This window comes from Micromonospora psammae (assembly GCF_036902725.1).
Classification (GTDB): Bacteria; Actinomycetota; Actinomycetes; order Mycobacteriales; family Micromonosporaceae; genus Micromonospora.
The window spans coordinates 123,044-148,787 of sequence record NZ_JBAKHM010000002.1; the positions used below are offsets into that span (position 1 = coordinate 123,044).

At 71.3% G+C, this 25,744-nt stretch carries 24 protein-coding genes; 17 read left to right on the forward strand and 7 right to left on the reverse strand.

Features of this window, described 5'->3' with window-relative positions:
* The first annotated feature begins 977 nt into the window (after positions 1 to 977).
* The 5 genes from V6U79_RS03830 (at position 978) to V6U79_RS03850 (ending at position 3,617) form a co-directional block, all read left to right on the forward strand.
* The gene (locus tag V6U79_RS03830) at positions 978 to 1,493 is read left to right on the forward strand and encodes an LD-carboxypeptidase (RefSeq protein WP_334613493.1); all 516 of its coding nucleotides are present in this window, start codon (positions 978 to 980) and stop codon (positions 1,491 to 1,493) included.
* Entirely contained in the window at positions 1,487 to 2,026 is a 540-nt protein-coding gene (locus tag V6U79_RS03835; protein WP_334613494.1) for a hypothetical protein, read from the forward strand. Before V6U79_RS03830 ends, V6U79_RS03835 begins: the two co-directional genes overlap by 7 nt.
* Position 2,027: 1 nt before the next feature.
* The gene (locus V6U79_RS03840) at positions 2,028 to 2,204 is read left to right on the forward strand and encodes a hypothetical protein (protein WP_334613495.1); all 177 of its coding nucleotides are present in this window, start codon (positions 2,028 to 2,030) and stop codon (positions 2,202 to 2,204) included.
* Positions 2,205 to 2,244: 40 nt separating this feature from the next.
* Positions 2,245 to 2,883 (forward strand): hypothetical protein, encoded by a 639-nt coding sequence (locus V6U79_RS03845; protein ID WP_334613496.1) that lies wholly within the window; start codon positions 2,245 to 2,247, stop codon positions 2,881 to 2,883.
* Positions 2,884 to 3,197: 314 nt separating this feature from the next.
* On the forward strand, positions 3,198 to 3,617 hold the full coding sequence (locus V6U79_RS03850; RefSeq protein ID WP_334613497.1) for a sigma-70 family RNA polymerase sigma factor: 420 nt from the start codon (positions 3,198 to 3,200) through the stop codon (positions 3,615 to 3,617).
* Between the two features lie 116 nt (positions 3,618 to 3,733).
* On the opposite strand, the gene V6U79_RS03855 is transcribed toward V6U79_RS03850, so the two are convergent.
* Both V6U79_RS03855 and V6U79_RS03860 read right to left on the reverse strand, forming a co-directional pair.
* On the reverse strand, positions 3,734 to 4,303 hold the full coding sequence (locus tag V6U79_RS03855; RefSeq protein ID WP_334613499.1) for a DUF5994 family protein: 570 nt from the start codon (positions 4,301 to 4,303) through the stop codon (positions 3,734 to 3,736).
* A gap of 3 nt (positions 4,304 to 4,306) precedes the next feature.
* Positions 4,307 to 4,744, reverse strand: a complete 438-nt coding sequence (locus V6U79_RS03860) for a LapA family protein (protein ID WP_334613500.1) — start codon at positions 4,742 to 4,744, stop codon at positions 4,307 to 4,309.
* Positions 4,745 to 5,167: 423 nt separating this feature from the next.
* On the opposite strand from V6U79_RS03860, the gene V6U79_RS03865 reads away from it, so the two are divergent.
* The 9 genes from V6U79_RS03865 to V6U79_RS03905 all read left to right on the forward strand — a co-directional run bounded on the left by V6U79_RS03865 (position 5,168) and on the right by V6U79_RS03905 (position 13,719).
* The gene (locus V6U79_RS03865; RefSeq protein WP_334613502.1) at positions 5,168 to 5,917 is read left to right on the forward strand and encodes a GAF and ANTAR domain-containing protein; all 750 of its coding nucleotides are present in this window, start codon (positions 5,168 to 5,170) and stop codon (positions 5,915 to 5,917) included.
* Positions 5,918 to 6,016: 99 nt separating this feature from the next.
* Positions 6,017 to 6,748 (forward strand): GAF and ANTAR domain-containing protein, encoded by a 732-nt coding sequence (locus V6U79_RS03870; RefSeq protein WP_334524059.1) that lies wholly within the window; start codon positions 6,017 to 6,019, stop codon positions 6,746 to 6,748.
* 222 nt (positions 6,749 to 6,970) lie between these two features.
* A complete protein-coding gene (locus V6U79_RS03875; protein ID WP_334613503.1) occupies positions 6,971 to 7,690 on the forward strand; it encodes a SigB/SigF/SigG family RNA polymerase sigma factor in 720 nt (239 codons plus the stop codon).
* Positions 7,691 to 7,760: 70 nt separating this feature from the next.
* The gene (locus V6U79_RS03880) at positions 7,761 to 7,934 is read left to right on the forward strand and encodes a hypothetical protein (RefSeq protein WP_334613504.1); all 174 of its coding nucleotides are present in this window, start codon (positions 7,761 to 7,763) and stop codon (positions 7,932 to 7,934) included.
* Complete coding sequence (locus V6U79_RS03885; protein WP_334613506.1) at positions 7,931 to 8,944, forward strand: glycosyltransferase family 4 protein; 1,014 nt, start codon at positions 7,931 to 7,933, stop codon at positions 8,942 to 8,944. The genes V6U79_RS03880 and V6U79_RS03885 overlap by 4 nt, the downstream gene beginning before the upstream one ends.
* A 121-nt stretch (positions 8,945 to 9,065) precedes the next feature.
* Positions 9,066 to 10,202, forward strand: coding sequence for a glycosyltransferase (locus V6U79_RS03890; RefSeq protein ID WP_334613508.1), 1,137 nt, complete (start codon positions 9,066 to 9,068; stop codon positions 10,200 to 10,202).
* Positions 10,199 to 11,251, forward strand: a complete 1,053-nt coding sequence (locus V6U79_RS03895; RefSeq protein ID WP_334524071.1) for a glycosyltransferase — start codon at positions 10,199 to 10,201, stop codon at positions 11,249 to 11,251. The genes V6U79_RS03890 and V6U79_RS03895 overlap by 4 nt, the downstream gene beginning before the upstream one ends.
* The gene (locus V6U79_RS03900; protein ID WP_334613509.1) at positions 11,248 to 12,744 is read left to right on the forward strand and encodes a glycoside hydrolase family 130 protein; all 1,497 of its coding nucleotides are present in this window, start codon (positions 11,248 to 11,250) and stop codon (positions 12,742 to 12,744) included. The genes V6U79_RS03895 and V6U79_RS03900 overlap by 4 nt, the downstream gene beginning before the upstream one ends.
* A gap of 210 nt (positions 12,745 to 12,954) precedes the next feature.
* Positions 12,955 to 13,719, forward strand: a complete 765-nt coding sequence (locus V6U79_RS03905; RefSeq protein WP_334613510.1) for a DUF427 domain-containing protein — start codon at positions 12,955 to 12,957, stop codon at positions 13,717 to 13,719.
* Positions 13,720 to 13,912: 193 nt separating this feature from the next.
* On the opposite strand, the gene V6U79_RS03910 is transcribed toward V6U79_RS03905, so the two are convergent.
* Positions 13,913 to 16,363: a glycoside hydrolase family 32 protein gene (locus V6U79_RS03910; protein ID WP_334613511.1), complete on the reverse strand. Its 2,451-nt coding sequence runs from the start codon at positions 16,361 to 16,363 to the stop codon at positions 13,913 to 13,915.
* A gap of 43 nt (positions 16,364 to 16,406) precedes the next feature.
* Positions 16,407 to 17,471 (reverse strand): LacI family DNA-binding transcriptional regulator, encoded by a 1,065-nt coding sequence (locus V6U79_RS03915; RefSeq protein ID WP_334524087.1) that lies wholly within the window; start codon positions 17,469 to 17,471, stop codon positions 16,407 to 16,409.
* 251 nt (positions 17,472 to 17,722) lie between these two features.
* Between V6U79_RS03915 and V6U79_RS03920 the strand changes: the two genes are divergently transcribed.
* The 3 genes from V6U79_RS03920 to V6U79_RS03930 all read left to right on the forward strand — a co-directional run bounded on the left by V6U79_RS03920 (position 17,723) and on the right by V6U79_RS03930 (position 20,761).
* The gene (locus V6U79_RS03920) at positions 17,723 to 18,799 is read left to right on the forward strand and encodes a substrate-binding domain-containing protein (RefSeq protein ID WP_334524091.1); all 1,077 of its coding nucleotides are present in this window, start codon (positions 17,723 to 17,725) and stop codon (positions 18,797 to 18,799) included.
* An 88-nt stretch (positions 18,800 to 18,887) separates the two neighbouring features.
* Positions 18,888 to 19,916 carry an ABC transporter permease gene (locus V6U79_RS03925; protein WP_334613512.1) on the forward strand — a complete coding sequence of 343 codons (1,029 nt, stop codon included), beginning with the start codon at positions 18,888 to 18,890 and terminating at the stop codon, positions 19,914 to 19,916.
* Complete coding sequence (locus V6U79_RS03930; protein WP_334613513.1) at positions 19,913 to 20,761, forward strand: ATP-binding cassette domain-containing protein; 849 nt, start codon at positions 19,913 to 19,915, stop codon at positions 20,759 to 20,761. The genes V6U79_RS03925 and V6U79_RS03930 overlap by 4 nt, the downstream gene beginning before the upstream one ends.
* A 279-nt stretch (positions 20,762 to 21,040) precedes the next feature.
* On the opposite strand, the gene V6U79_RS03935 is transcribed toward V6U79_RS03930, so the two are convergent.
* From V6U79_RS03935 to V6U79_RS03945, 3 genes are all read right to left on the reverse strand, one after another.
* Positions 21,041 to 22,993: a hypothetical protein gene (locus tag V6U79_RS03935; RefSeq protein ID WP_334613514.1), complete on the reverse strand. Its 1,953-nt coding sequence runs from the start codon at positions 22,991 to 22,993 to the stop codon at positions 21,041 to 21,043.
* 231 nt (positions 22,994 to 23,224) lie between these two features.
* Positions 23,225 to 24,397 (reverse strand): alkaline phosphatase PhoX, encoded by a 1,173-nt coding sequence (locus tag V6U79_RS03940; RefSeq protein ID WP_334613515.1) that lies wholly within the window; start codon positions 24,395 to 24,397, stop codon positions 23,225 to 23,227.
* A gap of 182 nt (positions 24,398 to 24,579) precedes the next feature.
* Entirely contained in the window at positions 24,580 to 25,692 is a 1,113-nt protein-coding gene (locus tag V6U79_RS03945; protein ID WP_334613516.1) for a hypothetical protein, read from the reverse strand.
* Between the last annotated feature and the right edge of the window lie 52 nt (positions 25,693 to 25,744).

Consider the following 25,744-nt stretch of genomic DNA (forward strand, 5'->3'; position numbering starts at 1 on the left):
TTGGCGGACGCCCGGCCTGCTGCGACCTCCGGCCGGCGTCGGCCGCGCGCGGGCAACCAGGCTCGTGTTATTCGGGAGGAGCAAGGATCGCGGCCTCTAGACGCAGTCCGACGCCGACTAGGACGAGAAGGCCGGCGAGGATATGCGGCTCGACCTGCCCTGAATCGCTCGACATCGTAAGCGCGGAGATCAGCAAGCCGGCCAGCAACGCAGAAGTGCCTACTACCCGTCGGGTGGCAGCTCGCCTGGATCGAAGGTCCACTACGGGACCGTACCGGAGAGCAGACAACGGAACTGTCCGCAGCGCGACCGATCGAACCACTGCGCCCGTGACGATCGCGGTGTGGTCGGTCGGTCGCCGCCGTGGGCGGGGCGATCGCCGCCGCGCCGCTCCGCGGCTTGCCACCGATTGTCAGGGTCGAGCCCTGCTGCGTCCACGGCTGCTGGACAGGAGTTTGCCGAGCCGGCCATCGAAGTCGCGAACGCGCGCCGTCGTCTGGCTGATCTTCAGCAGCACCCGGCCGGACGGACCGTCATCCGCCGGTCTCGCAGGCGTCGATTTCGCCACCTGGGCCGGCGCGGGTGCCGACAATGAGGAAATGAGAGCGCAGAGCTATCTGAAGAGGTCGCAAGAAGCCGCAGCTCGTCGTCGTACTCCGAAGAGACAACCAGCCGTGCCTCGTCGTCGTGCTCCATGGCCACTGATGGCGGCGCTGCTTGCGGCGGGAGCGGCCGGAGCCGCGGCGGTACGGCGCCGCAGAGGCGCCGGGCGCAGCGGACCCACCGGAGCCGAGGCGACAGGCGACGTCAGCCCGGCCGGTCTTGCCGGGGGGCCTGTCCGGCCCCTCGGCAGCCCCGAAGGAGGCGCACAGAGCTGGCGCCAGGCAAGGTGAAGCCCAAGCCGCCGCGGAGCGTGCGCTGGCGGCCGATCGGTAAATGTGTAGCGGTGTTGTGGCGCGTGTCGGGACACTGCGTCGGTGATCGGTTCTGCACCGCCTCAACCGCTTCGACCTCGTGCCCTGAGGCCCGGAGACCTCGTCGTTGTCGCATCGCTGTCCGGGCCGCTCCATGCCGCTTACGAGCCCGACCTCGAGCAGGCGGTGGTCGTGCTCGAGCGGATGGGATTCCGCGTGCGTCGGGCGCCGCTACTCGAAGCAGGGCGGCACCATTGGTGGAGCGCGGCTACGCCGGCGGAGATCGCCAGGGAATTCAATGCTCTTCTGCGTGATCCTGAGGTGCGCGCCATCATCGCGCATGACGGCGGCCAGACGGCGCTCGGCTACCTCGACCTGATCGACGTTGAGGCGATCGCTGCCGACCCCAAGCCGATCCTCGGCTACAGCGACATCTCACTGCTGCATCTGGTGCTCTATGTACGCACGGGTCTGGTCGGGTTCCATGCCGACCTGGCCACGCCTGGACTCGGCGGGGCGTGGCAGGCTGCGCCCGCAGCGCGCCGAGCGGAACTTGAAAGCTCTACTCGACGTTGCTGACCGGTACCGAGGCGATCGGTGCGCTGCCGGCCACCCCGTCATGGGAGTGCTGGCGTGCCGGCCGTGCCGAAGGACGGCTGATCGGCGGGGTGCTCAATCGCATCATGCGGGCGCAGGCGACGCGATACGCGCTGCCGCTCGAATGGTTCGACGGCGCGGTGCTGTTCTGGGAGGAGATGGGCGGCCAAGCGTCGTGGGTGTGGAGCGATCTGCAGGTGCTGCGGCACTGCGGCATCCTCGATCGGATCTCCGGCATGGTCGTGGGCGTCCCGTACGCCATCGACGGCCTCGGCGGGCCCGACGCGTCCCCGACCCTGCCCGAGATAGTTCTCGACGTCCTCGGCGACCGTGACATCCCGGTCCTGGGCAACGTCGAGTTCGGGCACGCCGGCCCGAATCTGCCGATGCCGGTCGGCATCCGCGTCGGCCTCGATGCGCAGCAGCGGACGTTGTCGCTGCTCGAACCGGCGGTACGGCCGCCCGCGACAACGGGACCGGACCCATCATCGTGGGCCGCACCCGGACGGCGGTGACGTGCGGGAGCTGACCCAGTTGTCGATGCGCCACTACACGCCACCGAGCACCGGCGCGATCGTGCCGCTGCTGCACATCACCCCGTCGAAGCTCGACACCGGCACGCCCGGCAGCGGTGACCGTCCGGGTGCCCGTGATCTGTTTGGGGCTTCACGTGCGCTGATGTCGGCACCCTAGCGGCTTGTTGCACGGACAGTTCCGGTCGGTGACAGCGGCTATGTTCGTGGTCGTGCTGGTGTCGCCCCGTGTTACCTGCCTGCTTGCTGCATTCGTCGTCTTCGTGGTCGCCGGCTGCGGCGACGGCGGTGCTCCCACTGCTGTTCCTTCGGCAGCGCCGGAGGTATCCACCAGTGCCCCCGGTGCCTCCGCTTCGGCCCGTAAGCCCTCCTACACCGCGGTCGACGTGGACTTGTGTGCGCGTACGGATCTGAGGCCGTTGGCGGACCTTGGGGTGACGGTGATGCGCACCGATCCGAAGCCGCCCGTCGGAAGGCCAGGAGCGGCGTGCCTGTTCGAGATGCGCACGAAGGCGGGCTATCAGGCGAACCTGCGGGTGGAGGCGTCCACCCCCGCGACCGAGGACGAGGCCCGTTCGCTGTACCGAAGTACCCGGCAGGTGACCGGCATGACGCTGGTGGGGGCGGTCGCCGACGTGGGGGAGGAGGCGGAGGCGTTCACGAAGCGTTCCAAGCCGGGTTTCCGGTACACGGAGTACATGGTGCACGCCCGCAGCGGCAACCTGGTGGTGAAGGTGTGGCTGGCCGTCGGCGCAGATTCCTACCCGCCCACGGCGACGTTGGCCGGGAAGTCCCTGGCCTTCCTCAAGGCAACCCAGACGTCTGTGCCCACCGCCTGACGCCGTGTTGAACGGCTCGCCGTACTCGAGGTCGGTGGTTCCAGACTGCATCGCGTGTTGGCGGGGCTCGGCTACGACATCCCGTCAGTCGACACCTGGGCGTCGCGGTGCGGCTGGCGGCCGGTGCCGGAGCACCGCTGACCCGGATGATGTGGACCGTTTCCTGGCGAGCGATCCGATTCGCCCTGCCGTCGGCCGACATCCATAGTTTTCGGCGCAGGGAATGACCGGCGCGATGGCGTAAGCTGGGCGCGTAACGGCCGCCCTGGTCCCTGGTGGTGCCTCAGCCGCAGGCACACCATCAGGAGCACCGGATGCCTGTTTCCCCTGCCTATGTCGTCCCCGGCCGGGAGTCCGTGGATGACCTCGTCAAGCGGATCGCCGACCGTGACCAGGCCGCCTTCGGTCGGCTCTACCGCCGCCTCGTCCGCGCTGTCTTCACCCAGGTGAGTGCGAGGGTGGGTAGCCCGTCGGCCGCCGTCGCGGTGACCCGGGCGGTGTTCGTCGAGGTCTGGCAGCTCGCGCCGAGGTGCGCCGCCGGTCAGGTCGATGGTCTCGGGTGGGTGACGGCCATCGCCGTTCGCCGGGCGGAGGAGCGGCTTCGCGAGATCGATGTCAGCCCTTCGCCTCTCCTCACCGGATACGACGAGTTCCTCGGTCACATACTGACCACCGCGTTGAGCGGCGAGCCGCCGGCCCAGCTCGGCACGTCGGTTCCCCCTACCACCAGATGACCGTCTGCCGATCGGCTCTCGGCCCGGTGTGCGGCGCGGTCATCGGGCCGAGCAGTCGTTCTTGTCCGTCAGCCCATCGGCAGCGCGACCGTCTGCCGATTCTGTCTGATGTGGATTCAGCCGGCGTCGACCCCTTCGTGGGCTCGAACTCGGTGAGGACCCGCGCCGGTCAGCGCGGTGCTGCCACCTTCGTTGTCCCACACCGCGTACCTGTCGGAGCCGGTCGCCGCCGCAGCCCGGGGCCCAGCCGGTGCGCTGGCCAGGATGTCCGGCGCGCGCCTGACGTTGGTCGGGTCGGCGGCGGTCGCCATCGCCCACTCGGCTGCCGCCCCCGATGTGGCGGGCGGCACCACCAGCAGGTCGACCTGGACGTCGCGGCCGGTGGTGGCGACCAGCAGGGCGGGGTCGAGGGTGTCGAACCAGCCGATCCGGACCACGTCCGGTCCGACGGTCAACCGGCGGACCGGGCTATCCCAGGTGTGGATGTTGAGCATGAGATGCCGGATCCGGCCATGACGTTCGGACAGGGCGAGGACAAGGCCGGGGAGTTCGGTGGCCGGGTCCCAGGACCGCGGCCACCACCCGCCGTCCAGAACGGCCCGGTCGTGGGGGAGGGAAAGGACGAGCCGGGGTGCGGAGGGCGCCGGTGCGGGGACCGTGGTGGCTGGTCGCGTGCTGATGGACATGGCTCATCCGTCCTGATTCTCCGGGCGGCGTGGCAGCGGGACGCTGGCGATGCCGGTCGTCGGCGGGGGAGTCGGACCGGACTCGGGCGAGCCGGCTTCCTGCGTGCCGCGACGGCGGCCCAGCATCCTGAGTTGCACGATCCGGGCGGTGCCGGGCAGGGCGACGAGCAGGACCCCGGAGACCGCGGCCAGCAGCAGCGCCACCCCCATCGGCAGGGTGCCGTGCGCGCCGAGGAACGACACCTCGGCGCGTTGCCCGTTCTGCAGTACGAAGATGAGCAGCAGCAGGAGCACGACCGCGAACACCACGGCAGCGACCCACAGACCGCCGACCCGCGAGCGCTTCACCGCCGGCTGCGGGGGCATCGGACGAGAAACGTCGGTGCCGTCGTGGCCGTCGAGCGGGAAGAATCGAACATGATTGTTCCGGGGTGCGGTCATCAAGAACCGCCGCCTTCCGAGGAGCATGTGGCCGGCCTGAGCGCGGTAATGCGCTGGCGCGCCTGGTTGATGGCGGGCCTGCGACAGGCTGTCGCGGTCCGACGTGCGGTGGGAGGTGCCCTGCCAGGAACGCGAGGAGGCCCGGCGACCTGACCGGTGGGGGTGGCGCGGCGAGCGGTCATCACGGTGACCTCGATCGGTGGGGGCGTCCGCCAGCGGCGGACTGTCAGCCACCGGGGTCCCGAGCGACACTGCCAGCGTACGCCTCCGCGCCTCGACCGGCCCGTCAGCCGCCGGCACCATCGCGGCCTGATGAGCCGCTGGTCGCGCGGCGGCGTCATGCGGGGTAGGGTTCGGACCTCGCTCGGGACCTCGGCGCCGTACCGCAACGTCCGCTTTGAACGATCCGGGTCGGAGCCAGCAGTGGACGAGGACAACCCGGGGTTCGGCGATCCGATGACCTCCGATCGCCGGCTGCGGCTGTGGGCTGTTCTCGCCGATGCCGCCCGGGGTGGCGCGGTTGCGGTCGATCACGTCTGCGCGGCGGCGGTGGCGGTCGCGGGGGTCGACTCCGCCGCCGTCGCGGTCATCCTCGACGCCACGCCGCGTGAGCTGGTGTATGCCACGGACCGGACCGCGTCGGCGCTGGAAGACCTGACCCTGACCCTCGGTGAGGGGCCGTGCGTGGACGCGACCACCGGTGGGCCTGTCCTGGTAGCCGATCTGACGGCACCGGATTGCTGGAACCGCTGGCCGGTGTTCGCGCCGGCCGCGGTGCTCGCCGGGGCCGGCGCGGTCTTCGCGTTGCCACTACGGATAGGCGGGATCCGCCTCGGTGTCCTGGACCTCTACCGGGCTCGCGCCGGTGGCCTCGGAGTGGAGCAACTGGCCGACGTGCTGGTTCTGGCGGACACGGCGTGCGCGGTGCTGCTGGACGACGCGACGCGCCACGGGGTGGACCGGGGCGATCAGTGGCCCGAGGGGACCGGCCTGCAACACCCCGAGGTGCACCAGGCGACCGGCATGATTGTGGTCCAGTTGGGAGTGCCCGCGGCGGTGGCGCTCGTCCGGTTGCGCGCCTACGCATACTCCCAGGACCGGCAACTGCGGGACGTGGCAGCTGACGTCGTCGCTCGGCGCCTGCGTCTCGGACCGGCGGAGGACACATGGTGACCGGACTTCATGAGCATGGATCGGCGCCAGGACGGCGCGTTACGGACCATCCCGCCGGGCGACCGGTGGATGGAACCACTGATTGACGAGGTGACTGACATGGCCGAGACCCCGCTGGCCGACGTTTTCGTGGAGATGGCCGACACTCTCGTCGACGACTTCGACGTGATCGAGTTCCTGCACGTGCTGACCGAGAGGTGTGTCGAGCTGCTGGGTGTGTCAGCGGCCGGGCTGCTCCTGACCGACCAGCGGGACACGCTGCAGGTGGTCGCCGCCTCCTCCGAACGCACCCGGCTGCTGGAGCTGTTCCAGCTCCAGACCGACCAGGGGCCCTGCCTCGACTGCTTCCGTAGCGGCCAACCGGTGTCGGTCGCCGACCTGACCCTGACCACTGCCCGATGGCCGAGGTTCACCGCCGCCGCCGCCGAGGTCGGCTTCGCCGCAGTGCACGCCCTGCCCATGCGCCTGCGCTCCGAGGTCATCGGCGCGCTGAACCTCTTCGACGTCCGGCCGGGAGCCCTCGACGAGGGCAAGCTCCGCATCGGTCAGGCACTCGCCGACGTGGCCACCATCGGACTGCTGCAACAGCGCGCCATCCACCGACGCGACATCCTCACCGAACAGCTGCAGACCGCCCTGAACAACCGCGTTCTGATCGAACAGGCCAAGGGGGTTCTCGCCGAACGCCTCCAGGTGGACGTCAGCCAAGCCTTCGCGATACTGCGCGACGGCGCCCGCAGCCGCAACCGGCGACTGTCCGAACTGTCCCAGGCGATCGTCGACGGCTCCGAGCAGTTCGCGCCGGGGGCGGTCACCAACCGGCCCGGCTGACCAACGGCTCGACAACCGAGCCAGCGTCCCCGGGCGCGTCCAGGTGTCGGTCGGGGGGATGAAGGCGTACGGTGAGGGTGTCGCCCGGGTCCCCGGTGGCCGCCAGTCTCGCCGCCACCAGCCCGTTAGGGGCGCTGAACAATGGTCACCCCCATCGTGACGCCGACGGCCGTTTCGTCCCCTCCGACGCCGAACCCGGCCAGGGGGGACAGCGAACAACTGTTGCGTCGACGCGCAGCCCTGAACGTCGAAGATCCCGACCGCGCACGGCTACGAACCCGGATCATCGAGGCGAACCTGCCGATGGCGGGTCGACTGGCCCGCCGGTACGTCGGCCGCGGAGAGCCGTACGAGGACCTGGCGCAGGCCGGCGCGCTCGGCCTGATCAAGGCCGTCGACGGATACGACAGCAATCGGGGCGTGCCGTTCGCCAGCTACGCCGTCCCGACCATCCTCGGCGGCATCCGGAAGCACTTTCGCGACACGGCCTGGGCGATCCGGGTCCCACGCGCGGCCCAGGAACTGGGGGCCCAGGTGCCCGAGGCCCGTGGCAGGCTGGCGCAGCAACGCGGTCGCCAACCGACGGATCGAGAGCTCGCCGACGACCTGGCGGTGACCGTCTCCCAACTCGTGGCCGCCGTCGCCGCCCTCGACATGTATCGCCTGGCGTCGCTCAACGAGCCACGACCCGGGGCCGACGACCTCGAGCGTCACGCGCTCGTCGGCGCCGCCGATCCGGCGTACGCAGCCGTTGACGACCACCTCACCCTCCAACTGCTCCTCGCGGCGCTTCCCGCACGTGAACGTCGGATCCTGACCATGCGGTTCTACGGCGACCTGACCCAGGCGGAGATCGCCACCCGGGTCGGGCTGTCCCAGATGCACGTCTCCCGGCTGCTGAAGCGCTCGCTGGCCCAACTGAGAGCCGGGATGCTCCGCTGAGTCCTCGCCACCGGCCATACCGCCACCTGTGACCAAGACCAACCCGAACGACTTCCCAAGGGGGCAGAAGATGAGGATCGCCAGGTACCGGATCGTTGCGGCTCTGCGCGAGCGCGACCAGCAGTTCAGGGCCGACTGGGTCGAGCGCGAACTACCGGAGCGGGTGGACCCCGCCAAGCACGTGGGGCTGCTCGCCACCCTGCGCCTCGATCCGGCTGACCTCGCCGACGCGCCGTCTCCATGAGGGTTGCCCTGCTCGGGCCGGTCGCCTGGCGGACACCCCCACACCACTACGGTCCCTGGGAGCAGGTGACCGGGCTGCTCGCCGAAGGGCTGGTCACCCGGGGCGTGGACGTGACCCTCTTCGCGACGCTGGACTCCGTCACCTCCGCCGCCCTCGACGGCGTGTGCCCCCGGGGGTACGCCGACGATCCGGACCTGGACGGCCGCGTGTGGGAGGCGATGCACGTGTCCCACGCGATGGCCCGCTCCGGGCAGTTCGACCTGGTGCACAGCCACCTCGACTGGCTGCCGCTCGCCTTCGCCGAACACTGCCGTGCTCCGCTGCTCACCACCGTCCACGGCTTCTCCGGCGCGGGGATCCTCCCCGCGTACGCCCGGGCCCGGTCGTCCTACGTGTCGATCTCCGACGCCGACCGGAGCGCCGATCTCGACTACGTCGCCACGGTGCACCACGGTGTCGACCTCACCGGGCTGCCGTTCACCCGCGACGCCGGCCCAGGCCTGGCCGCCTTCGGCCGGATCCATCCCGACAAGGGCACCCACACCGCCATCGAGATCGCCCGCCGCGCCGGCCGGCCGCTGACCATCTGCGGCATCGTGCAGGACGAGCGGTACTTCGCCGAACAGGTGGCCCCGCACATCGACGGCGACCAGGTCGTCTTCCTCGGATCCGTCGGCCCCCGTCGGCGTGCGGAGGTGCTGGGCTCCAGCACCGCGCTGCTGCACCCGATCGCCTTCGACGAGCCGTTCGGACTGTCGGTGGTGGAGTCGATGGCCTGCGGCACGCCGGTCGTCGCGTACGCCCGCGGGTCGATGCCGGAGATCGTCGACGAAGGGGTGACGGGCTTTCTCGTACACACCGTCGAGCAGGCCGTCGACGCCGTCACCCGGGCTGCCGGGCTCGACCGGGCCGGCTGCCGGGCCCGGGCCGGGCAGCGCTTCGGCGCGGACCGGATGGTCACCGACTACCTGGCCGTCTACGACCACCTCACCCGCCGACCGCACCGCTGAACCCGGCCACCGCCTACGAATCCGTTCCGCCGGCCACACACGCTGGCCGGCGTGCGCCGATACCGCGTGAGGTTCGCCCCCGTACGCCGGAGGCGGCCGACAACCAGAAGGCCCGACACCCATGCCCAGCTACGGATTCCTCAGCACCCACCCACCGACCCGGTGTGGACTGGCCACCTTCAACTCCGCCCTCGCCGCCCACCTGACCGCCGACGGTACGCGCGGCGGCATCGTGCGGGTCACCGACCACGGCGACGACCTGCGGGCCGGACCGGGGGTCGTGCACACCTGGTCGACGCGTACCCAGGCCGGATGGCGGGATGCCGCGGCGGCCCTGAACACCTTCGACGTGGCCGTCGTGCAACACGAGTACGGCATCTACCCCGGCGCCGACGGCGAGGATGTCCTGCCGCTGCTGCGCCGGCTCAGCGTGCCGAGCATCGTGGTCCTGCACACCGTGCTCCGCCGGCCCTCGGCCCGGCAGAAGTCCCTGCTGGAGCAGATCGTCACCGCCGCCGGGGCGGTCGTCACGATGACCGACACGGCTCGCGACCGGCTGCTCGTCGGCTACACCGTACGTCCGGGCAAGGTCACGGTCATCCCGCACGGCGCCGCGGAGCACGTCGGCGTACCCGCCGACCGCCGTACCCGCCCGCACCTGCTGACCTGGGGACTGCTCGGTCCCGGCAAGGGCATCGAGTGGTCGCTGCGGGCACTCGCGCAGTTGCAGGACCTCGACCCGACACCCACCTACACCGTCGCGGGCCGGACCCATCCGAAGGTGGTCGAGCACCACGGGGAGGCGTACCGGTCGGGACTGCACCGGCTCGGCGCGCAACTGGGCGTCGCGCACGCCGTGGACTACCAGGACGTCTACCACGACCAGGCCGCCCTCGGCCGGCTGATCCGCTCCGCCGACGTGGTCGTGCTGCCCTACGACTCCCGCGAACAGGTGACCTCCGGCGTGCTCATCGAGGCGGTGGCCGCCGGGGTACCGGTCGTGGCCACGGCCTTCCCACACGCCGTCGAGCTGCTCAGCGGCGGCCCCGGGCTGGTCGTACGCCATCAGGATCCCACGGCGCTGGCCACCGCGATCCGGCGGATCCTGACCGAACCGGGCCTGACCGCCCGGCTGGCCGGCCGCAATCGGCCGCTCGCCGCGGACCTGCGCTGGCCGGCGGTGGCGGCCCGCTACGGCACTCTCGCCGAGCGGCTCACCGTGGCCCGCCCGACGGTGGTCAGCGCGGCGTCGGCGTGACCGCGACCATCGGCCGTCCCACGACGCCGGACAGCGGTCACCCGCCGACCGGGCCCGGACCGAGCTTCGCGCACCTGAGCCGGTTGAGCGACGACACCGGGTTGTTCGAGCACGCCCGGCACGGCATCGTCCGCCGCGAGCACGGCTACTGCACCGACGATGTCGCCCGCGGCCTGGTCGTCACCAGCCGCGAGCCGGAGCCGGCCGAGGAGGTGCTCCGGCTCGCCGAGTGCTACCTCGCCTTCCTGACCCACGCGCAGGACGGCGGCGGCGCCTTCCACAACCGGCTCGGTCACGACCGGCGGTGGACCGACGCCCCCGGGCTCGGCGACTGGTGGGGCCGGGCGCTGTGGGGACTGGGCACCGCCGCTGCCCGCAGTCCGGCCCCCTGGATCCGGGAGGAGGCGCTCGTCGCCTTCAGCCGGGGCGCCACTCGGCGCTCCCCGGCCCCGCACGCGATGGCCTTCGCCGGGCTCGGCGCCGCCGAGGTGCTGCACCGCCACCCGGCCCACACCGCCGCAGCCGCGCTGCTGTCGGATGCGGCCACCACGGTCGGTGCTCCCGGAGCCGACCCGCGGTGGCCCTGGCCGCAGCCGCGGCTCACCTACGCCAGCGCGGCCCTCGCGGAGGTCGTCGTCGCGGCCAGTCAGCTGCCCCACGGCGGACCACCCCTCGACGACGGCCTGCGGATGCTGGCCTGGCTGCGCGACGTCCAGCTCCGCGACGGGCACCTGTCGGTCGTACCCGCCGGGGGGTGGCAGCGGGACGGCGTCCGACCGCGCCACGACCAGCAGCCGATCGAGGTCGCCGCCTTCGCCGATGCCTGCGCCACCGCCGCCACCGTCACCGGCGACCCCGCCTGGGAGAACGGGGTGCGACAGGCCGTCGGGTGGTTCCTCGGCGACAACGACGTCGGCACGCCGATGTGGGATCCGGCGACCGGCGGCGGCTACGACGGGCTGACCCCGCACGGGCCCAACCTCAACCAGGGCGCCGAGTCCACCCTCGCCCTCATCTCCACGCTGCAGCACGCCCGGCGGTGGTCGTGACCGGTGCCCTGGCCGTCCGGCACGGCACCACCCTCACCCCGGACGCACGCCGGGTCATCGTCAAGCTCTTCGTCCCCGGTGAGGACGACGCGGTGGTACGCAATCGCGCGCGGGCACTCATCGACCGGATCGCGCACCTCGACGACGAGGAGACCGGCCGGCTGCTGCGGGACACCTTCGACCGCTTCGGCACCCGGCATCGCGACCTGGACGGCACCTTCCACCACCACTACGACCTCGTCCGACACCGCATCTTGCGGGCCCGGGACCTGTCCCCGGCCACCCGGCTCCTGATCGGCGCCTACTTCAGCCACGAGTACGCGGTCGAGGCGGCGGCGCTGTGCAACCCGTCGATGGTGGCCCATCCCGACCAGGTCGGCCTGATCGCGGGGCAATTGCGCGTCGCGGTCAGCCTGCGCCAGATCGGCGAGGGCCACGTCTCGTCGATCGGGTTCGCCAGCGCGGTCCTCGGACCCGGGCGCCGGCTCGCCGTCGCCGACCGGTCCGGCCCCCTGGTCGTCGGGCAGCGGGCCGGCATACGGCACCGCCGCGACCTCCTCGCCGCCGGCCTGACCGAGGCGGCCTGCGACAACGAGATCACCGCCACCGTGCTGGACGCACTGCCCGAACGCTACGACGAGGCCAGCTTCGAGCAGGTGCTCGGCGACCTGCCACCGGACCTGCTCTCCCGCAGCACCGGGCCGGGCACCCTCGAACATGTGCGCCGCACCAACGCCGCCAGTTACGCCACGACCTTCCCCGCCGACACCGCCCTGCACCAACGGGTGCTCTGGCCGGCCGTTCCGGCGGAGAGCAACGGCATGGAGGACGCCCGGTTCGTCAGGTTCACCGACGAGTCCGGGCCGGTGTACCGGGCCACCTACACCGCCTACGACGGACGACGCATCGCCACCCGCGCGCTGACCAGCGGTGACCTGCGTCGCTTCGAGATCACCCCGATGCGCGGACCGGGCGCCCGCAACAAGGGCCTCGCGCTGTTCCCCCGTACCGTGGGCGGCCGGCACCTCGCCCTGTGCCGCGCCGACGGCGAGACCATCGGCCTGACTCGCCTGGACGGCGAGAACCGGTGGCAGGAACCGGTACCGCTGCACGCCCCTCGGGACAGCTGGGAACTGATCCAGGTGGGCAACTGCGGATCGCCCATCGAGACCGACGCCGGCTGGCTCGTCCTCACCCACGGGGTCGGCCCGATGCGTCGGTACGCCATCGGCGCGCTCCTGCTCGACCTGCGCCGACCGGAACGGGTGGTCGCGCGGCTCCCCGGTGCGCTCCTGGCGCCCGACGAGACCGAGCGGGACGGATACGTCCCCAACGTCGTGTACTCCTGCGGCGGGCTCATCCACGACGGCGAGCTGTGGCTGCCGTACGGGGCCAGCGACAACCGGGTCGGGTTCGCCACCGTGCCGGTGGCCGACCTCGTCGCTGCGATGGTGGCGTCCCCGCCGCCGGTCGGCGAACGGCGTGTCTGCTAACCCGCCATGACCAGGCGCTGGTCTGGTCGGCTACGGCGACGACGCACGCACCGACCAGGTGATGGCGGCGGTGCAGGCGGACGACACCCGCTGGGCGGGCGGTACGACCCGTACAGGTCGATGCCTCACCGGACCGGCGAGACACCAGGGCCCTCCTGATCGTTGAGCCGGTGTCCCCGGAATCGGGGCGATGCTGAACTGGAGGACGAGGTGCCGGACTATCCGAAGGCGATCGGCCCGGACGACCGCGTTGAGCCGGTGCCCCGCCGGATCCGCGCCTACCTCGCCGGCGAACTGGTGCTGGACAGCAGGCGGGCGCAGTACGTGTGGGAGTGGCCCTTCTATCCCCAGTACTACATCCCGATCGCCGACGTGAAGCGCAGCTTCCTGATCGATGAGCACCGCACGGAGCGGATCCGATGTGGGACCGGACGGGTGCATGGGCTGCGCGTCGGCGAGACCTCCCGTCCTTCGTCCGCCCGGTGGTACGGAGACGACGCGTTGCCCGGGTTGGCGGACACCGTCCGGTTCGAGTGGACCGCCATGGACTGGTGGTTCGAAGAGGACGAGGAGGTCTACGTGCACCCCCGGAATCCGTACACGCGGGTGGACGCGCTGCGGTCCACCCGCCGCGTGCGGGTGGAACTCGACGGGGTCGTGCTGGCCGAGTCGGCGTCGCCGGTGCTGGTCTTCGAGACCGGTCTGCCGACTCGCTACTACCTCAACCGAACCGAGGTGAACTTCGGTCACCTCGTGCCCTCCGAGACGACCACCTCCTGCCCGTACAAAGGCCGGACAGGCCGCTACTGGTCCGTGCGTGCCGACGGCAGGGTGCACCCCGACCTGGCATGGTCGTACGACCATCCCACGGGCACGCTCCTGCCGATCGCCGGGCTGGTCGCCTTCTTCAACGAGAAGGTCGACCTGATCATCGACGGGGAGCGACTCACCCGTCCGAGGACGCACTTCTCCTGATGGCGCCTGTCCATCACTGGCCGCCACCCGGCGCAGCGCACCGGCGAGCCGGAGGTGACGGGGCGATCGAGGACGGCGAAGCGCCGGAGATCGAACCACACGTGGTGCCGCCCGCCCGGTCACCCGGGCGGGCGGCGATCATGACCGCGTCGACAGTCGCAGTCGGGCGGCACGATGGGGAAGACGCTCGGTGCTAGGACACCGTCACGTTCTGGACCAGGCCGGCACCCTCGAAGACGTTGAGCCCGAACAGGCCGCTCGCGTACGACGTGTCGGTCGCGTCGATGACCGGCACCGCCCCGCCGTCGAGGTACACCCGGAACCGGGACCCGGTGGCCACGACCCGTAGCTGGTAGGTGCGGCCCGGGCGGATGGTCGTCGGGTGCTCGGCGATCACCCGGCCGGGCCTCCAGAACTTCACCACGCCGCCGGTGTCGACGTTGACCGTGTAGTGCCGGGTGGCGTCGGCACTGGCCCGGAATGTGAGCGCCACGGCTGCGCCGGTCTCCACCCGCACCTCGCCTGCGTAGGTGAAGTCCGTGCCCGTCCGCTCGCTGAGCAGGAACGCGTTGCCGGCCGACCGGCCGCGCACACCCGCGCCGGGTACCGTCCACGTGCCGCCGACGGTGCGCCAACGGGTGCCGACGGTGGTGGCGAAGCCGGCCGCGTCCGCGTTGAGGTGCTGGACGATGGCGGCACCGCCGAAGACGTTCGCGCCGAACCGGCCCGTCGCGTACGCGGTGTCGGTCGCGTCGATGACCGGGGTCGGCGCGTGGTCGAGGTAGACCCGCAGCCGTGACCCGTTGGCGACCACCTTGAGGTGGTACGTGCGACGGCGTTCGATCGGCGTCGGGTGCACCGCGATGTCCCGGCCCGGTCGCCACAGCTTGACCAGGCCGTTGGCGTCGATGTTCGCCGTGTAGTGGCCGGTGGTGTCGGCGCTGGCGCGGAAGGTCAGACCCGCCGCGGTGGCGGTCTCCAGGCGCAGGTCGCCTTCGTAGCTGCCGTCGCCGCCGGACTGCGCACTGAGGTAGAAGCCGTCGCCGTCGACGGACCCGCGCTTGCCCTCCACCGTGTCGCTCCAGGCGCCGCCGGCTGGCCGCCACGGGCCGGTCAGGTTGCTCTCCAGGGTCGACTCTCCGACGCCCCAGGTGGAGCCGATGCGATGCAGGCGCAGCGTGCTGAGCCGCACCGAGCCGCCCTCGGCGAACAGGCTGATGCCCTGGCTCGTCGGCGCGGAGTCGAAGGCGACGTTGTCGGTCCACGAGAACGTGCCGTCGTTGCCGAAGATTTCCAGCTGGCCCCGGTCGACCAGCAACCGCAGTCCCACCCGCCCGTCGATCGCCGGCAGCGGCTTGCCGTCGAGCGTCTGGGTGGCGCGGTCGTACGTGACCGCGCGGTCGTGGCTGCCGTCGGCTCGGGTGTGCAGGCGGAACCCGAAGCGGGCGGCGGTCGCGGCCGAGACGTCGAACTCGGCCTCCAGCTCGTACGTGTCGGCGGTGACGCCGGCCAATGGGTTGGTGGCGGGGTCGGTGCTGACGGTTCGGTTGGTCCACGTCTGGGTGCCGGTTCGCAGGGCGGCGACCTCGGCGACCGGGTTCCGGGTCACCCGGACGCCCTCGGGTAGGGTGCGCAGGCCGAGCCGGACCGGGATGCTGGCGTTGCCGGTCCAGGTGCTGCCGGTGTTCCCCGGCTGCCAGGCCATCTGCACGATCCGGTCGTCGGGCATGTTGGCGAAGGTCAGGCCGGCGTAGAAGGTGCCGTTGAAGTTGTTGCGGCCGTGGTCCATCGCCTGCGGTGTGGTCCAGGTGGAACTGAACGTGGCGCCGTCGAAGCTTCCCACCACGTACTTGCCGCCGGCGTCGGTGAGGACCCAGCGCTGGGCGGCGTTGTTCCCGTCGAGCGGCAGCACGAACAGGTCGGGGCACTCGAACAGCCAGCTCGCCGCGTACCGGCTGCGGAAGGTCCAGGTGATCAGGTCGGGCGAGGTGTAGAAGTTGACGCCGTTGCCGCCGGCGTCGGACCAGATCACCATGACCCAGCGCTGGGTCGGCTCGTGCCACAGCACCTTCGGGTCGCGGCTGGTGCCCGGCATGGTGACCAGTTTGCGGCCGTTGTCGTAGCTGGCGAAGGTCTTCGCCCCGTCGGTGCTGTAGGCCATGCTGACGCCGTTGGTGCCGGTGAAGACGACGATGGGGTCGTCGTCGCCGGACTTGAGGCCGGAGGTGTTGGCGGTGTCGACGACGCCCCCGCCGGACCACAGGTCGCCGGGGTGCACGCCGGGCTCCAACGCGATCGGCTTCTGGGTCCAGTGCGTCAGGTTGGTACTGGTGGCGTGCCCCCAGTGCATCGTGTCCCAGCCGAGCCCGTGCGGGTTGTGCTGAAAGAACAGGTGGTAGGTGCCGCGGTAGTACAGCGGAGCGTTGACGTCGTTCATCCAGCCTGAGCGGGCGCTGAAGTGGAACTGCCCGCGCCGGGGCTCGGTGTAGTCCGTGGCGGAGTAGGGGAACTCCGGGTATGTGCTGACGGTGCCGGCCGTGGCGGGTGCCGGTGCGGTCAGCACCGCGGGCAGCACCGCGGCGGCGATCATCAGCACCGTGGCGACGGCGATGCGCCGCACGACGGCCGGTAGCGGGTCGGACATCGGTTGCTCCCTGCTGGTTGGCGGACGGGGAGGGTGCGACGTTTCAGGGCCGGCTCGCGTGGGGACCGGGGGTCTCACCGGAGCCACGCGGGATGAGCCGGGTGGGTACGACGTGGACGGTGGGCTCCCACCGTTCGCCGTCGAGGCGGCGGAAGACGAGCTCGGCGGCGAGGCGGCCCATCATGAACGGGTCCTGGGCGACCACCGTGACGGCGGGCTGGAGCAGGTCGGCGAGGGGAAAGTCGTCGAAGCCGACGAGGGCGACCCGGTGGTGGTGGTCCAGTTCGCGCAGCGCCCGGATGGCGCCGATGGTCACCAGGTTCTGTGCGGTGAAGTACGCCGTCGGCGGCTTCGGGCCGGCGGCCAGGCGCAGGGTGGCCTGCCGGGCCGAGTCCTCGGTGTGCAGGTCGTGGGCGATGTGGTCGGGGTCCGGTCGGATGCCGTGGTCGCTGAGGGCTTCCTTGTAGCCCTGGAGTCGCTGTTGAGCTGTGGCGATGGTGCCCAGATCGCCGAGGAAGGCGATGTCGCGATGGCCGTGCGCCACCAGGTGGTGCACGGCCGCCGCGGCACCCGCACGGTTGTCGGCGAGGACTGCGTCGGCGCGTACCCCGACCGGCGGACGGTCGACGAAGACGACCGGCGTGCCGGCCGCGATCTCCTGGCCGAGATACGCCTGGTCGGCGCTGGCCGGCACGACCACCAAAGCGTCCGCCTGCCGGGACGTGAACGCCTGGACCAGGGCCCGCTCGCGCAGCGGGTCCTCGTCGACGCTGCCGGCGAAGATCATGACGTTGCGCTCACGGGCGACGTCCTCCAACGCCCGGTGCAGCGCGGAGGAGAACGGGTTGGCGACGTCCTCCAGGACGGCACCGATCGCGGCGGTGCGGCCGTTCGCGCGGCGCAGGGTGCTCGCCGTGAAGTTCGGCCGGTACTTCAGCTGCGCGACCGCGCGCTGGACCGCGCTCACCTTGGCGGGGCTCACTCCGGGCTCACCGTTGACGACACGTGAGGCGGTCTTGGGACTCACTCGGGCGAGAACCGCCACGTCGCGCAGGGTGGGGCGCGTGGTCGTGGCGGCAGCGGTGGTGTCGTCGGCGTCGTGGTGCACAGCTCTCCTCGGCAACGGCCCGTACGGACCGACGTCGATGCGGCCCGCAGTCGCGCCGGCTCAGCGTGAGCGACGTTTGACCACGTTGTCAATGTTGCTAGCCCATTGCATCTTCGTGATGCCCACACCTCGGTCCATGAACCACCCCGGTCTATGCGAAGTATTGACAATCAGCGAATCGACGCTCAAGACTGCGCTTGACATCGTTGTCGAGTATCGGCCGACGGCCGGCGTCATCTGGAGGAGTGGACATGATCCTGCGCAGAAGTCGGCGAGGCGCGCTGATGCTCGCCGTCGCGACGAGTTTGTCGATCGCCGCCTGTGGCGGGGACGGCGGGGCCGGCGCCGGTGGTGACGACAAGATCGCCGTCGCGCTCGTCACGAAGAACTCGACCAACCCGTTCTTCGTGACGATGCAGGAGGGCGCGCGGAAGGCGGCCGACGCCGGTGGGGTGAAGCTCACCCTGGCCGCCGGCAAGGAGGACGGTGACGAGGCCGGCCAGGTCCAGGCGATCGAGGACGCGATCGCCCGCGGAGACGACGGCATCCTCATCACCCCCAACGGCCCTGGCGTGAACCCCGCCATCAAGAAGGCCCGCGACGCGGGCCTCTACGTCATCGCCCTGGACACCCCGCCCGACCCGGCCGACACCGTCGACATCACATTCGCCACCGACAACTTCAGAGCCGGCGAGCTGATCGGTCAGTGGACCGCCAAGCAACTGGCCGGCAAGCCTGCCACCATCGCCCTGCTCGACCTGTTCAACGACAAGATCGTCTCGGTGGACTACAACCGCGACCAGGGCTTCCTGGCCGGCATGGGGATCGACACCAAGGACCGGAAGGCCAACGGAGACGAGGCCAGGAGCGGCTCGTACTCGGGCGGTACCTACACGATCGTCTGCAACGAGCCGACCAACGGCGCCGAGGACGGCGGCCGTACGGCGATGGAGCGCTGCCTGGCCAAGAACCCGGCGATCAACGTGGTCTACACCATCAACGAGCCGGCCGCGGTGGGCGCGCAGAAGGCGCTCAAGGCCGCCGGCACCAAGGACGTGCTGGTCGTGTCGATCGACGGCGGCTGCAACGGCGTGCAGCAGGTCAAGGATGGCCTCATCAATGCCACCGCCCAGCAGTACCCGGTGAAGATGGCCGAACTGGGCGTCCAGGCGATCAAGAAGATCGCGCAGGACGGCCAGAAGCCGCAGACCACCAGCGGGCTCGACTTCTTCGACACCGGGGTCACGTTGGTGACCGACAAGCCGGCTGCCGGCGTGGAGAGCATCACCAGCGCCGAGGGCGCCGGCCGGTGCTGGGGCAAGGCCTGACCACCGACGACCGCATGAGGCGACCGCCCCGCGCGGCAGGCCGTCCAACCGCGCAGCAAGTCACCATCGTCAACGGCAGGGAGCCTGCGTGACCATCACCCGACCAGCCGCCACGGCCGCCGAACAGTTCGCACTGCGGCCGCGCTCACCGCTGCAACGCATCCAGCAGGTCCTGCATGCCCGCCCGTCGATCAGCCCGTTCCTCGTCCTGGTCCTGGCCTTCGTGGCGTTTGCCGCCATCAATCCGCGCTTCGCCTCGCCCAACTCGCTGTCCCTCGTCCTGCAGCAGGTCGCCGTCATCGGCGCACTCGCCGTGGGACAGACCCTCGTCATCCTCACCGCTGGCATCGACCTGTCCGTCGGCGCCATCACGATCCTGTCGATGATGGTGGCCGCGAAGCTCGCCGAAGGTCAGGGCCTCCCCGGCGCCGTCGCCCTGGGCGTCGGCATCGGCATCGGCCTGCTGGCCGGCCTGCTCAACGGCGCACTCGTCACCCGCGTGAACCTTCCACCCTTCATCGTCACGCTCGGCACCCTGAGCGTCTTCGGCGCGATCGCGCTGCTCTACACCAGGGGTCAGAGCGTCCAGGCAGTCGATCTGCCCGGCCTGCTGAACTGGACCGGCGAGACCTTTCCCGTGGGCGAGTTCCGCATCAGCGTCGGCGTGGTGATCGTGGCGATCCTCTACCTCGTCGTCGGCTACGCCCTGGCGAAGACCGCCTGGGGTCGCCACGTCTACGCCGTGGGCGACGACCGCGAAGCCGCCCGGCTGGCCGGCATCCGCGTCGACCGGGTGCTGTTGAGTGTCTACCTCACCGCCGGCGCGATCTACGGCCTCACCGCGTGGATTCTCATCGGCCGAGCCGGCGCGGCGAGTCCCAACGCCATCACCGACGCGAACCTGGAGAGCATCACCGCGGTCGTCATCGGTGGCACCAGTCTCTTCGGTGGCCGTGGAGCGCTGCTGGGCACGCTGCTGGGCGCCCTCATCGTCGGCTTCTTCCGCAGCGGCCTGTCGCTCGCCGGCGTCGATGACCAGTACCGGGTGCTCGCCGTCGGGGTGCTCGTGCTCCTCGCCGTCGCCGTCGACCAGTGGATCCGGAGGTTCAAGGCATGACCGCGGACGCCCAGACCACACCGACGCAGACCGGCGACCTGTCCACCGACGCACACCCCGACCGGTCACCGGTGCTGTCCGCCCGGGGCCTGGTGAAGACGTTCGGCCGGGTCGTCGGGCTCGACGGCGTGGACATAGACCTCTATCCGGGAGAGGTGCTCGCGGTCATCGGGGACAACGGCGCCGGCAAGTCGACGCTCATCAAGTGCCTCACCGGCGCGCTGGTCCCCGACGCCGGTGAACTGCTGCTCGAGGGCCAGCGCGTCCGCTTCGCAGGGCCGCAGGACGCCCGCAGGGCGGGCATCGAGACCGTCTACCAGACGCTCGCCGTGGCGCCCGCGCTCGACATCGCCAGCAACCTCTTCCTCGGCCGGGAGCGCCGCCGGCGCGGGCCGCTCGGCACGGTCCTACGCATGGTGGACAAGAAGGGCATGCGCCAGGAGGCGGAGCGCGTCCTCGCCGACCTCGGAATCGGCACGCTGCAGAACATGTCCCAGGCCGTCGAGACGCTGTCCGGCGGGCAGCGGCAGGCCGTCGCGGTCGCCCGGGCCGCCGCCTTCGGCAGCAAGGTGATCGTGCTCGACGAGCCGACCGCGGCGCTCGGCGTCAGAGAGTCCAACCAGGTGCTCAAGATGATCGACCAGGTCCGCTCCCGCGGTCTGCCGGTGCTGCTGATCAGTCACAACATGCCGCACGTCTTCGAAGTGGCCGACCGTATCCACATCCAGCGCCTCGGCCGGCGGGCCGGCATCGTCACGCCACGATCGCACACGATGTCGGAAGCGGTGGCCATCATGACCGGGGCCACCACGCTCACCGAGCCACCCGGCCGTGCGGCGGGGTGACGCGACCGTACCGACTCACCTGAGCTGCCACCTGATCGAGGCGAGGAGTTGCCTGATCGTCGTAGCCGGGGAGAGCCTGTCGAATGTAGTCCCGCGCTCGGCCGGCTCATACGCACACCGAGGGCAGCATCCTGATCTGCTGCTCCGGACCGAGCACGAGGCGCCCCGCAACCCGCTGATCGGCGCTGGCCGTCGGGGGATGTGGCGGCCGGAGCCGCCACATCCCCCGCGGCCTTCGAGGTGGCTGTCCCCTCGATCGTGACCGGCCAGGGGAGCTGACTATGGCGCTGCGGTGCAGGGCAGCCCCGCGCAGGTGTCCACGAGTTCCCCGGTGGCGAGGAACTGGGCGATCATGGCCCGGATCGCCGGCGAGTTGGCCGGATGGCCGTGCGGGTCGAGGCCGGCGCGGGGCGGGACGTTGCCCGCCGGCGGCGCCGGTGAACCGCTGTCCACCACCACCAGCGCACTGCCGGCGTAGGGCAGGGTGGGTGCGGCCGGAATCCCCCAGAACGGCACGGCGTCCGCGCTGCGGCCGGGGGCCAGTGCGGGGGTACGCAGTCGCGCGCCGATGCTGCGTGCCATCACCTCGGTCGCGATGTTGGCCACCTGGTGGTCGCCGAACGCCTCGACGAGGATCACCCGCTTCGCCGGAGTGTTGGGCAGCGGGTCACGGGTCAGGTGGGCGAGGTAGCCGTTCGCCTCCCCCCGGTCCCAGAGCAGTTGCGCGAGCCCGAGGATGAGCTGCCGATCCAGCGGGTCGGGGTACGCGGTGCCGAAGACCGGGAGGAACTGGTCGAAGTCCACGCTGCGGTTGAGCAGGGTGGAGTAGTTGGCCCCGGGTACGCCCAGGGAGCAGCGGGTGAGGTCGGTGGCGACGGCACAGAGTGCCCCGCCCAGGATGCCGCCCTGGCTGTTGCCGAGGTAGACGAGCTGACCGGAGCCGGCGCGGAACAGCGAGCCACTGTCGCGGAACGCGGAGCGGGTGCTGAGCCCGCCCCAGGTGTGGGTGAGTGCCCGGCCGAGGAACAGGAAGTTCAGGAAACCCTGCTGGGTGCGGTCCGGGATCGACGGGAACTGGGAGAAGTCACCGAGCGAGTAGATGACGTTGGGTACGTCCTCGGTGGCCATGCCGATCCAGGCGGTGGCGCAGAGCATGGTGTTCGACTCGTTCGAGTACTGCTTGAGCCGGGTCTGGTTGATCTCCAGCGGGGAGCCGAGCAGGCCGTGGCCGTAGAGCGCCGGCCGGGCCGGCGTCGCGGCGCTCGCAGAGCGGGGGATGTTGCAGTGGAACTTCGCGAGCTGGGTGTTCACGCCCTCCTGCTCGGGCAGGCCGTCGTCGCCGGTGTTCAGCCAGGAACCAGGCGGGCCGAGCGGGTTGTTGAGGTAGCTGGGCACCACCACGGTCCCCTCCACCTGCCGCCGCAGGTACGGGTCGGTCTCGGCGGTGAGGTCGGTGACCTTGTCGATGGTGACCGCCGGAGCGAAGATGCCGAGCCGGCGGAACGCCTCGTCGCGCATGTGGGTCATCCGCCCGGTCAGCCCGCGCCGGCTGGCGACGGTGAAGTCCCAGGCCAGGTGCAGCTCGCTGGTGTCGACGCCGGCTGAAGCGAGGGAGCCGAGGGCGCGTTGCGCGTACTCCCAACGGCGATGCAGGGCCGGGTCGGCCGGCGGCGTGGGGGAGCGCAGGACCGTGAAGGTCTCCGAGGCGGCGACCGGGGCGCCGGTGGCGGTGCGCAGCCGGCGCAGCCCGACGACGTACCGGGTGTTCTCGTCGAGGTTGCGGGCGGGCCGGATGATCAGTGCCTGCCGGTCGGGCCGGTCGGCGGCGGTGGCGTCCAGCTCGGCCCAGTACGGGTGCCGCGCCCCGGTCCGGGTGTCGATCAGCACGATCGGGGCGTCGGCGGCGAGCGAGCGGCCGATGTCGGTGGCCGGGGCGAGGCCGGTCGATCCGGCGTCGAGCCCCGGGACGTGCGCGAGCAGCGCGGACCCGGGGGAGAAGCCGTCGCTGCGGTTCCACTCCCAGGGATTGATCCGGGTGCCGAGGATGTTCGCCGGCATGTCGGCCCGGTCGAGGTTGAGCCGGATTCCGGTGTCGGTGCGGGGGTCGGCGACGGTGTGCACGTCGCTGGGGAAGGGCAGCAGGCAGCCGGCCGGCTCGCAGCCGGCGGGTCCGGCCGCGTGGGCGGGTGGGGCGGCGATGGCCCCGGCGGCGAGCAGCAGCACCAGGGGCATCAGCCGAGCGAGGCGACGCGGGGGACGGGGGAGCATGGGAACCTCCGGGGGGACGGGGTTACCGGTAGGTATCCGCCATGAGACACCCCATAGAGACCGACGTCAATGGGTCGGCTTGCCCGGGTGCGACCCCACGGACGTCGACGCCTGCCTCGCCCGGGCGCTCGGGCCGGTCGCGGTGCCGCCGTGAGTGCCCGTCGCCACGTGCGGCCTGGGAGGGGGCGGCGTGGCTCAGCGGCGGAACGGGCCGTGCACCTCGAAGGTGACGCCGCCGGCGCCGCCGATGCCCCGCTGCGAGGAGAAGTACAGCCGGTCGCCGACCGGGTTGAAGGCCACCCCGGTCAACTCCGACCCGGCATGCCCATCGAGCCGCAGGAAGGTGGCGACGACGCCCTCTGGCGTGATCACGCAGACCTCCATGTTGTCGCCGTCCTCGGCGACGTACAGGTCCTTCGAGTGCGACATGGTGATGTTGTCGACACCGCGCAGCGGCGTGCCGGAGACCGTCAGGTCGTCGTCGTAGAGCAGGCCGAGTTCGCTGGTGGCCGCCCGGTACGCCCACACCCGGTTGTCGCCCTTGGTGGTGAAGTAGCAGACGTCGTCCTCGTACCAGCAGCCCTCGCCGCCGTTGAAGTGCTGCGCGGCGGCGACCTGGTAACGCGTCGACGTGCCGGAGGCCGACGGGTCCGGCACCGGCCGCCAGGTCACCGGACCGGTGGTGGTGGCGGAGCACAGGACCTCCAGCACGCCGGTGGACAGGTCCGGGAATCGCGTGGGCCGGAACCGGTAGAAGCATCCGTCGCTGCGGTCCTCGGTCAGGTAGACGACCTGGCGTACCGGATCGACCGCGGCGGCCTCGTGGGTGAACTTGCCCATCGCCGGGCGCGCCACGGGGGGCTGTTGCCCGCGCGGGTCGCACTCCCAGATCTGCCCGCGGGAGACCTCCTCGCCCGAGAGCCATCGGGCCGACGTGTCCCGGCGGCCCACCACCGTCGGTCCGCCGGCGCAGTTGCGGTCGGTGCCGGTCAGGATGGCGTACGCGCCGAGGATCCGGCCGTCACCGGCGAACCGGATGGCCGAGGCGCCGCCCCGGGGCGCCTCGATCTCCGCGTTGGAGACGTAGATCCACCCGTTCTCCGTGGACGTCGCGAAGGTGGCGCCGCCGTCCGGGTTGTAGTGCCAGGTGAAGGAGGTGCCGGGCACCTTCGCGCCGGACCGCGCGACAATCCGGCTGCGGAACCCCTCGGGCAGGCGCAACCCGTTGCCGTCCGCGGCCCGCAGCGGGCCGTACGGGCTGGGGCCGGGCACCGCCGGGGCGGCCAGCGCGGAGCTCCACAGCGAGCCCCCGAAGGCGATCGACCCGGTCGCCACGACCCCGGTGCGAAGCAGCCACCTGCGGTCCATCCTGGTCGCCTCTCGGGGGTGCCGGCCGGTCGAACGGGCTGAACAGGGCCGGACTTCCGGCGCTCACCAGCCGATCCGACCGGCATTCAATTGATCAGATCCTATGGAACGCCTCGTCGGTCTGCCAAGAGGTCCGGTGCGGCGTTTCACCACCGTCCAAGCGCCGGACACCCGTGAGCCGGTCAGGGGATCATGGTGCGCAGCACCAGATCCACCGTGCCGGTCACCGCCGGCACCAGGAGGACGACGATCGCGGTCAACCACAGCGACGCCCGGCGGGCCGGTCGGGTGAGCACCCCGTACAACCAGGCGCCGGCGGCCGCGCCGGTGAGCACGAGCACCGGCGCGCAGCAGGCCGCCAGGGCGTACCCGATCGGCGTGACCGCTGTTCCCCAGACGAGGAACGCGTGCAGTCCGAAGGCGGCGCCCGCGACCAGGTACCGGATCCAGACGGTGCGGGGTCGCGGCACCGCCAGCACCAGCGCGGCGGTCAGCAACGGCAGGCCCGCCGTGACCCGGGGGTCGGCGGCCAGCCCGTACCGCTGCGCCTCGGCGCCGGCGGTGCCGCTCAGGCTCAGACCGACCAGGACGGCCACCACCAGCCAGTAGCGGGCCCGGGGGTCCACCGCCCGCAGGAGACCCAGCGCCAGGCCCGCCCAGGCCGCTGCCACGAGGACGTACGCGGGACTGGTGTGCGTCAGGTTCGCCTGCGTGACGATGCGGACCAGGTGTTGATGGTCCGGGTTCGATGCCAACGCGCCGAAGCTGCCGGCCGCGACGGCGAACTCCCGGGTCGGGTAGTTCTGCAACGGCCCCATCACCACCGCGCAGGCGAGCACGGTCAGATAGCCGAGCAGGTACCGGGTCGCACTCCACATGGGCCGCACGCCGGTGAGGGCGTGCCGACAGGACCAGAACCCGACGCTGATCAGGGCCAGCGAGCAACCCAGCATCGCGTGCGGGAAGGACCAGTTGGTCTCGTCGAGGCCGAAGGACGTGTGCCAGGCCGCGTCCGCCGGACCGGCCAGGGCGATGCCGGCCATGCCGCCGGTGAGCAGGATCAACGAACCCGGATGGCGCTGACCGAGTACCGGCACGGGCCAGGGCAGCGTGACGTACGGACCAAAGCAGTCGCGCAGACGCGGCCGTACGTCGAGCACTGCGACCAGGGCCATCGCGACTGCGGCAAGGGTGTAGATGAACAGGTGTGGCGGCGAGAAGAAGCCGTCGAACGGCTGGGTACGGTGATACTCGGCGTCCCATGATCCGCCGACGAGCAGATCGACGGCTACCACCCACATCACTGCCCACAGAACCCACCACGCGGCCCGTGGATTCGCCGCCGGC

Coding starts and splice junctions, on each gene's coding strand:
- V6U79_RS03910 (WP_334613511.1), bottom strand. CDS start 16,363: ATGTCCGACCCGCTACCGGCCGTCGTGCGGCGCATCGCCGTCGCCACG.
- V6U79_RS03855 (WP_334613499.1), bottom strand. CDS start 4,303: ATGTCCATCAGCACGCGACCAGCCACCACGGTCCCCGCACCGGCGCCC.
- V6U79_RS03920 (WP_334524091.1), top strand. CDS start 17,723: ATGATCCTGCGCAGAAGTCGGCGAGGCGCGCTGATGCTCGCCGTCGCG.
- V6U79_RS03885 (WP_334613506.1), top strand. CDS start 7,931: ATGAGGGTTGCCCTGCTCGGGCCGGTCGCCTGGCGGACACCCCCACAC.
- V6U79_RS03930 (WP_334613513.1), top strand. CDS start 19,913: ATGACCGCGGACGCCCAGACCACACCGACGCAGACCGGCGACCTGTCC.
- V6U79_RS03850 (WP_334613497.1), top strand. CDS start 3,198: ATGCCTGTTTCCCCTGCCTATGTCGTCCCCGGCCGGGAGTCCGTGGAT.
- V6U79_RS03940 (WP_334613515.1), bottom strand. CDS start 24,397: ATGGACCGCAGGTGGCTGCTTCGCACCGGGGTCGTGGCGACCGGGTCG.
- V6U79_RS03880 (WP_334613504.1), top strand. CDS start 7,761: ATGAGGATCGCCAGGTACCGGATCGTTGCGGCTCTGCGCGAGCGCGAC.
- V6U79_RS03860 (WP_334613500.1), bottom strand. CDS start 4,744: ATGACCGCACCCCGGAACAATCATGTTCGATTCTTCCCGCTCGACGGC.
- V6U79_RS03845 (WP_334613496.1), top strand. CDS start 2,245: ATGTTCGTGGTCGTGCTGGTGTCGCCCCGTGTTACCTGCCTGCTTGCT.
- V6U79_RS03935 (WP_334613514.1), bottom strand. CDS start 22,993: ATGCCCCTGGTGCTGCTGCTCGCCGCCGGGGCCATCGCCGCCCCACCC.
- V6U79_RS03870 (WP_334524059.1), top strand. CDS start 6,017: ATGGCCGAGACCCCGCTGGCCGACGTTTTCGTGGAGATGGCCGACACT.
- V6U79_RS03890 (WP_334613508.1), top strand. CDS start 9,066: ATGCCCAGCTACGGATTCCTCAGCACCCACCCACCGACCCGGTGTGGA.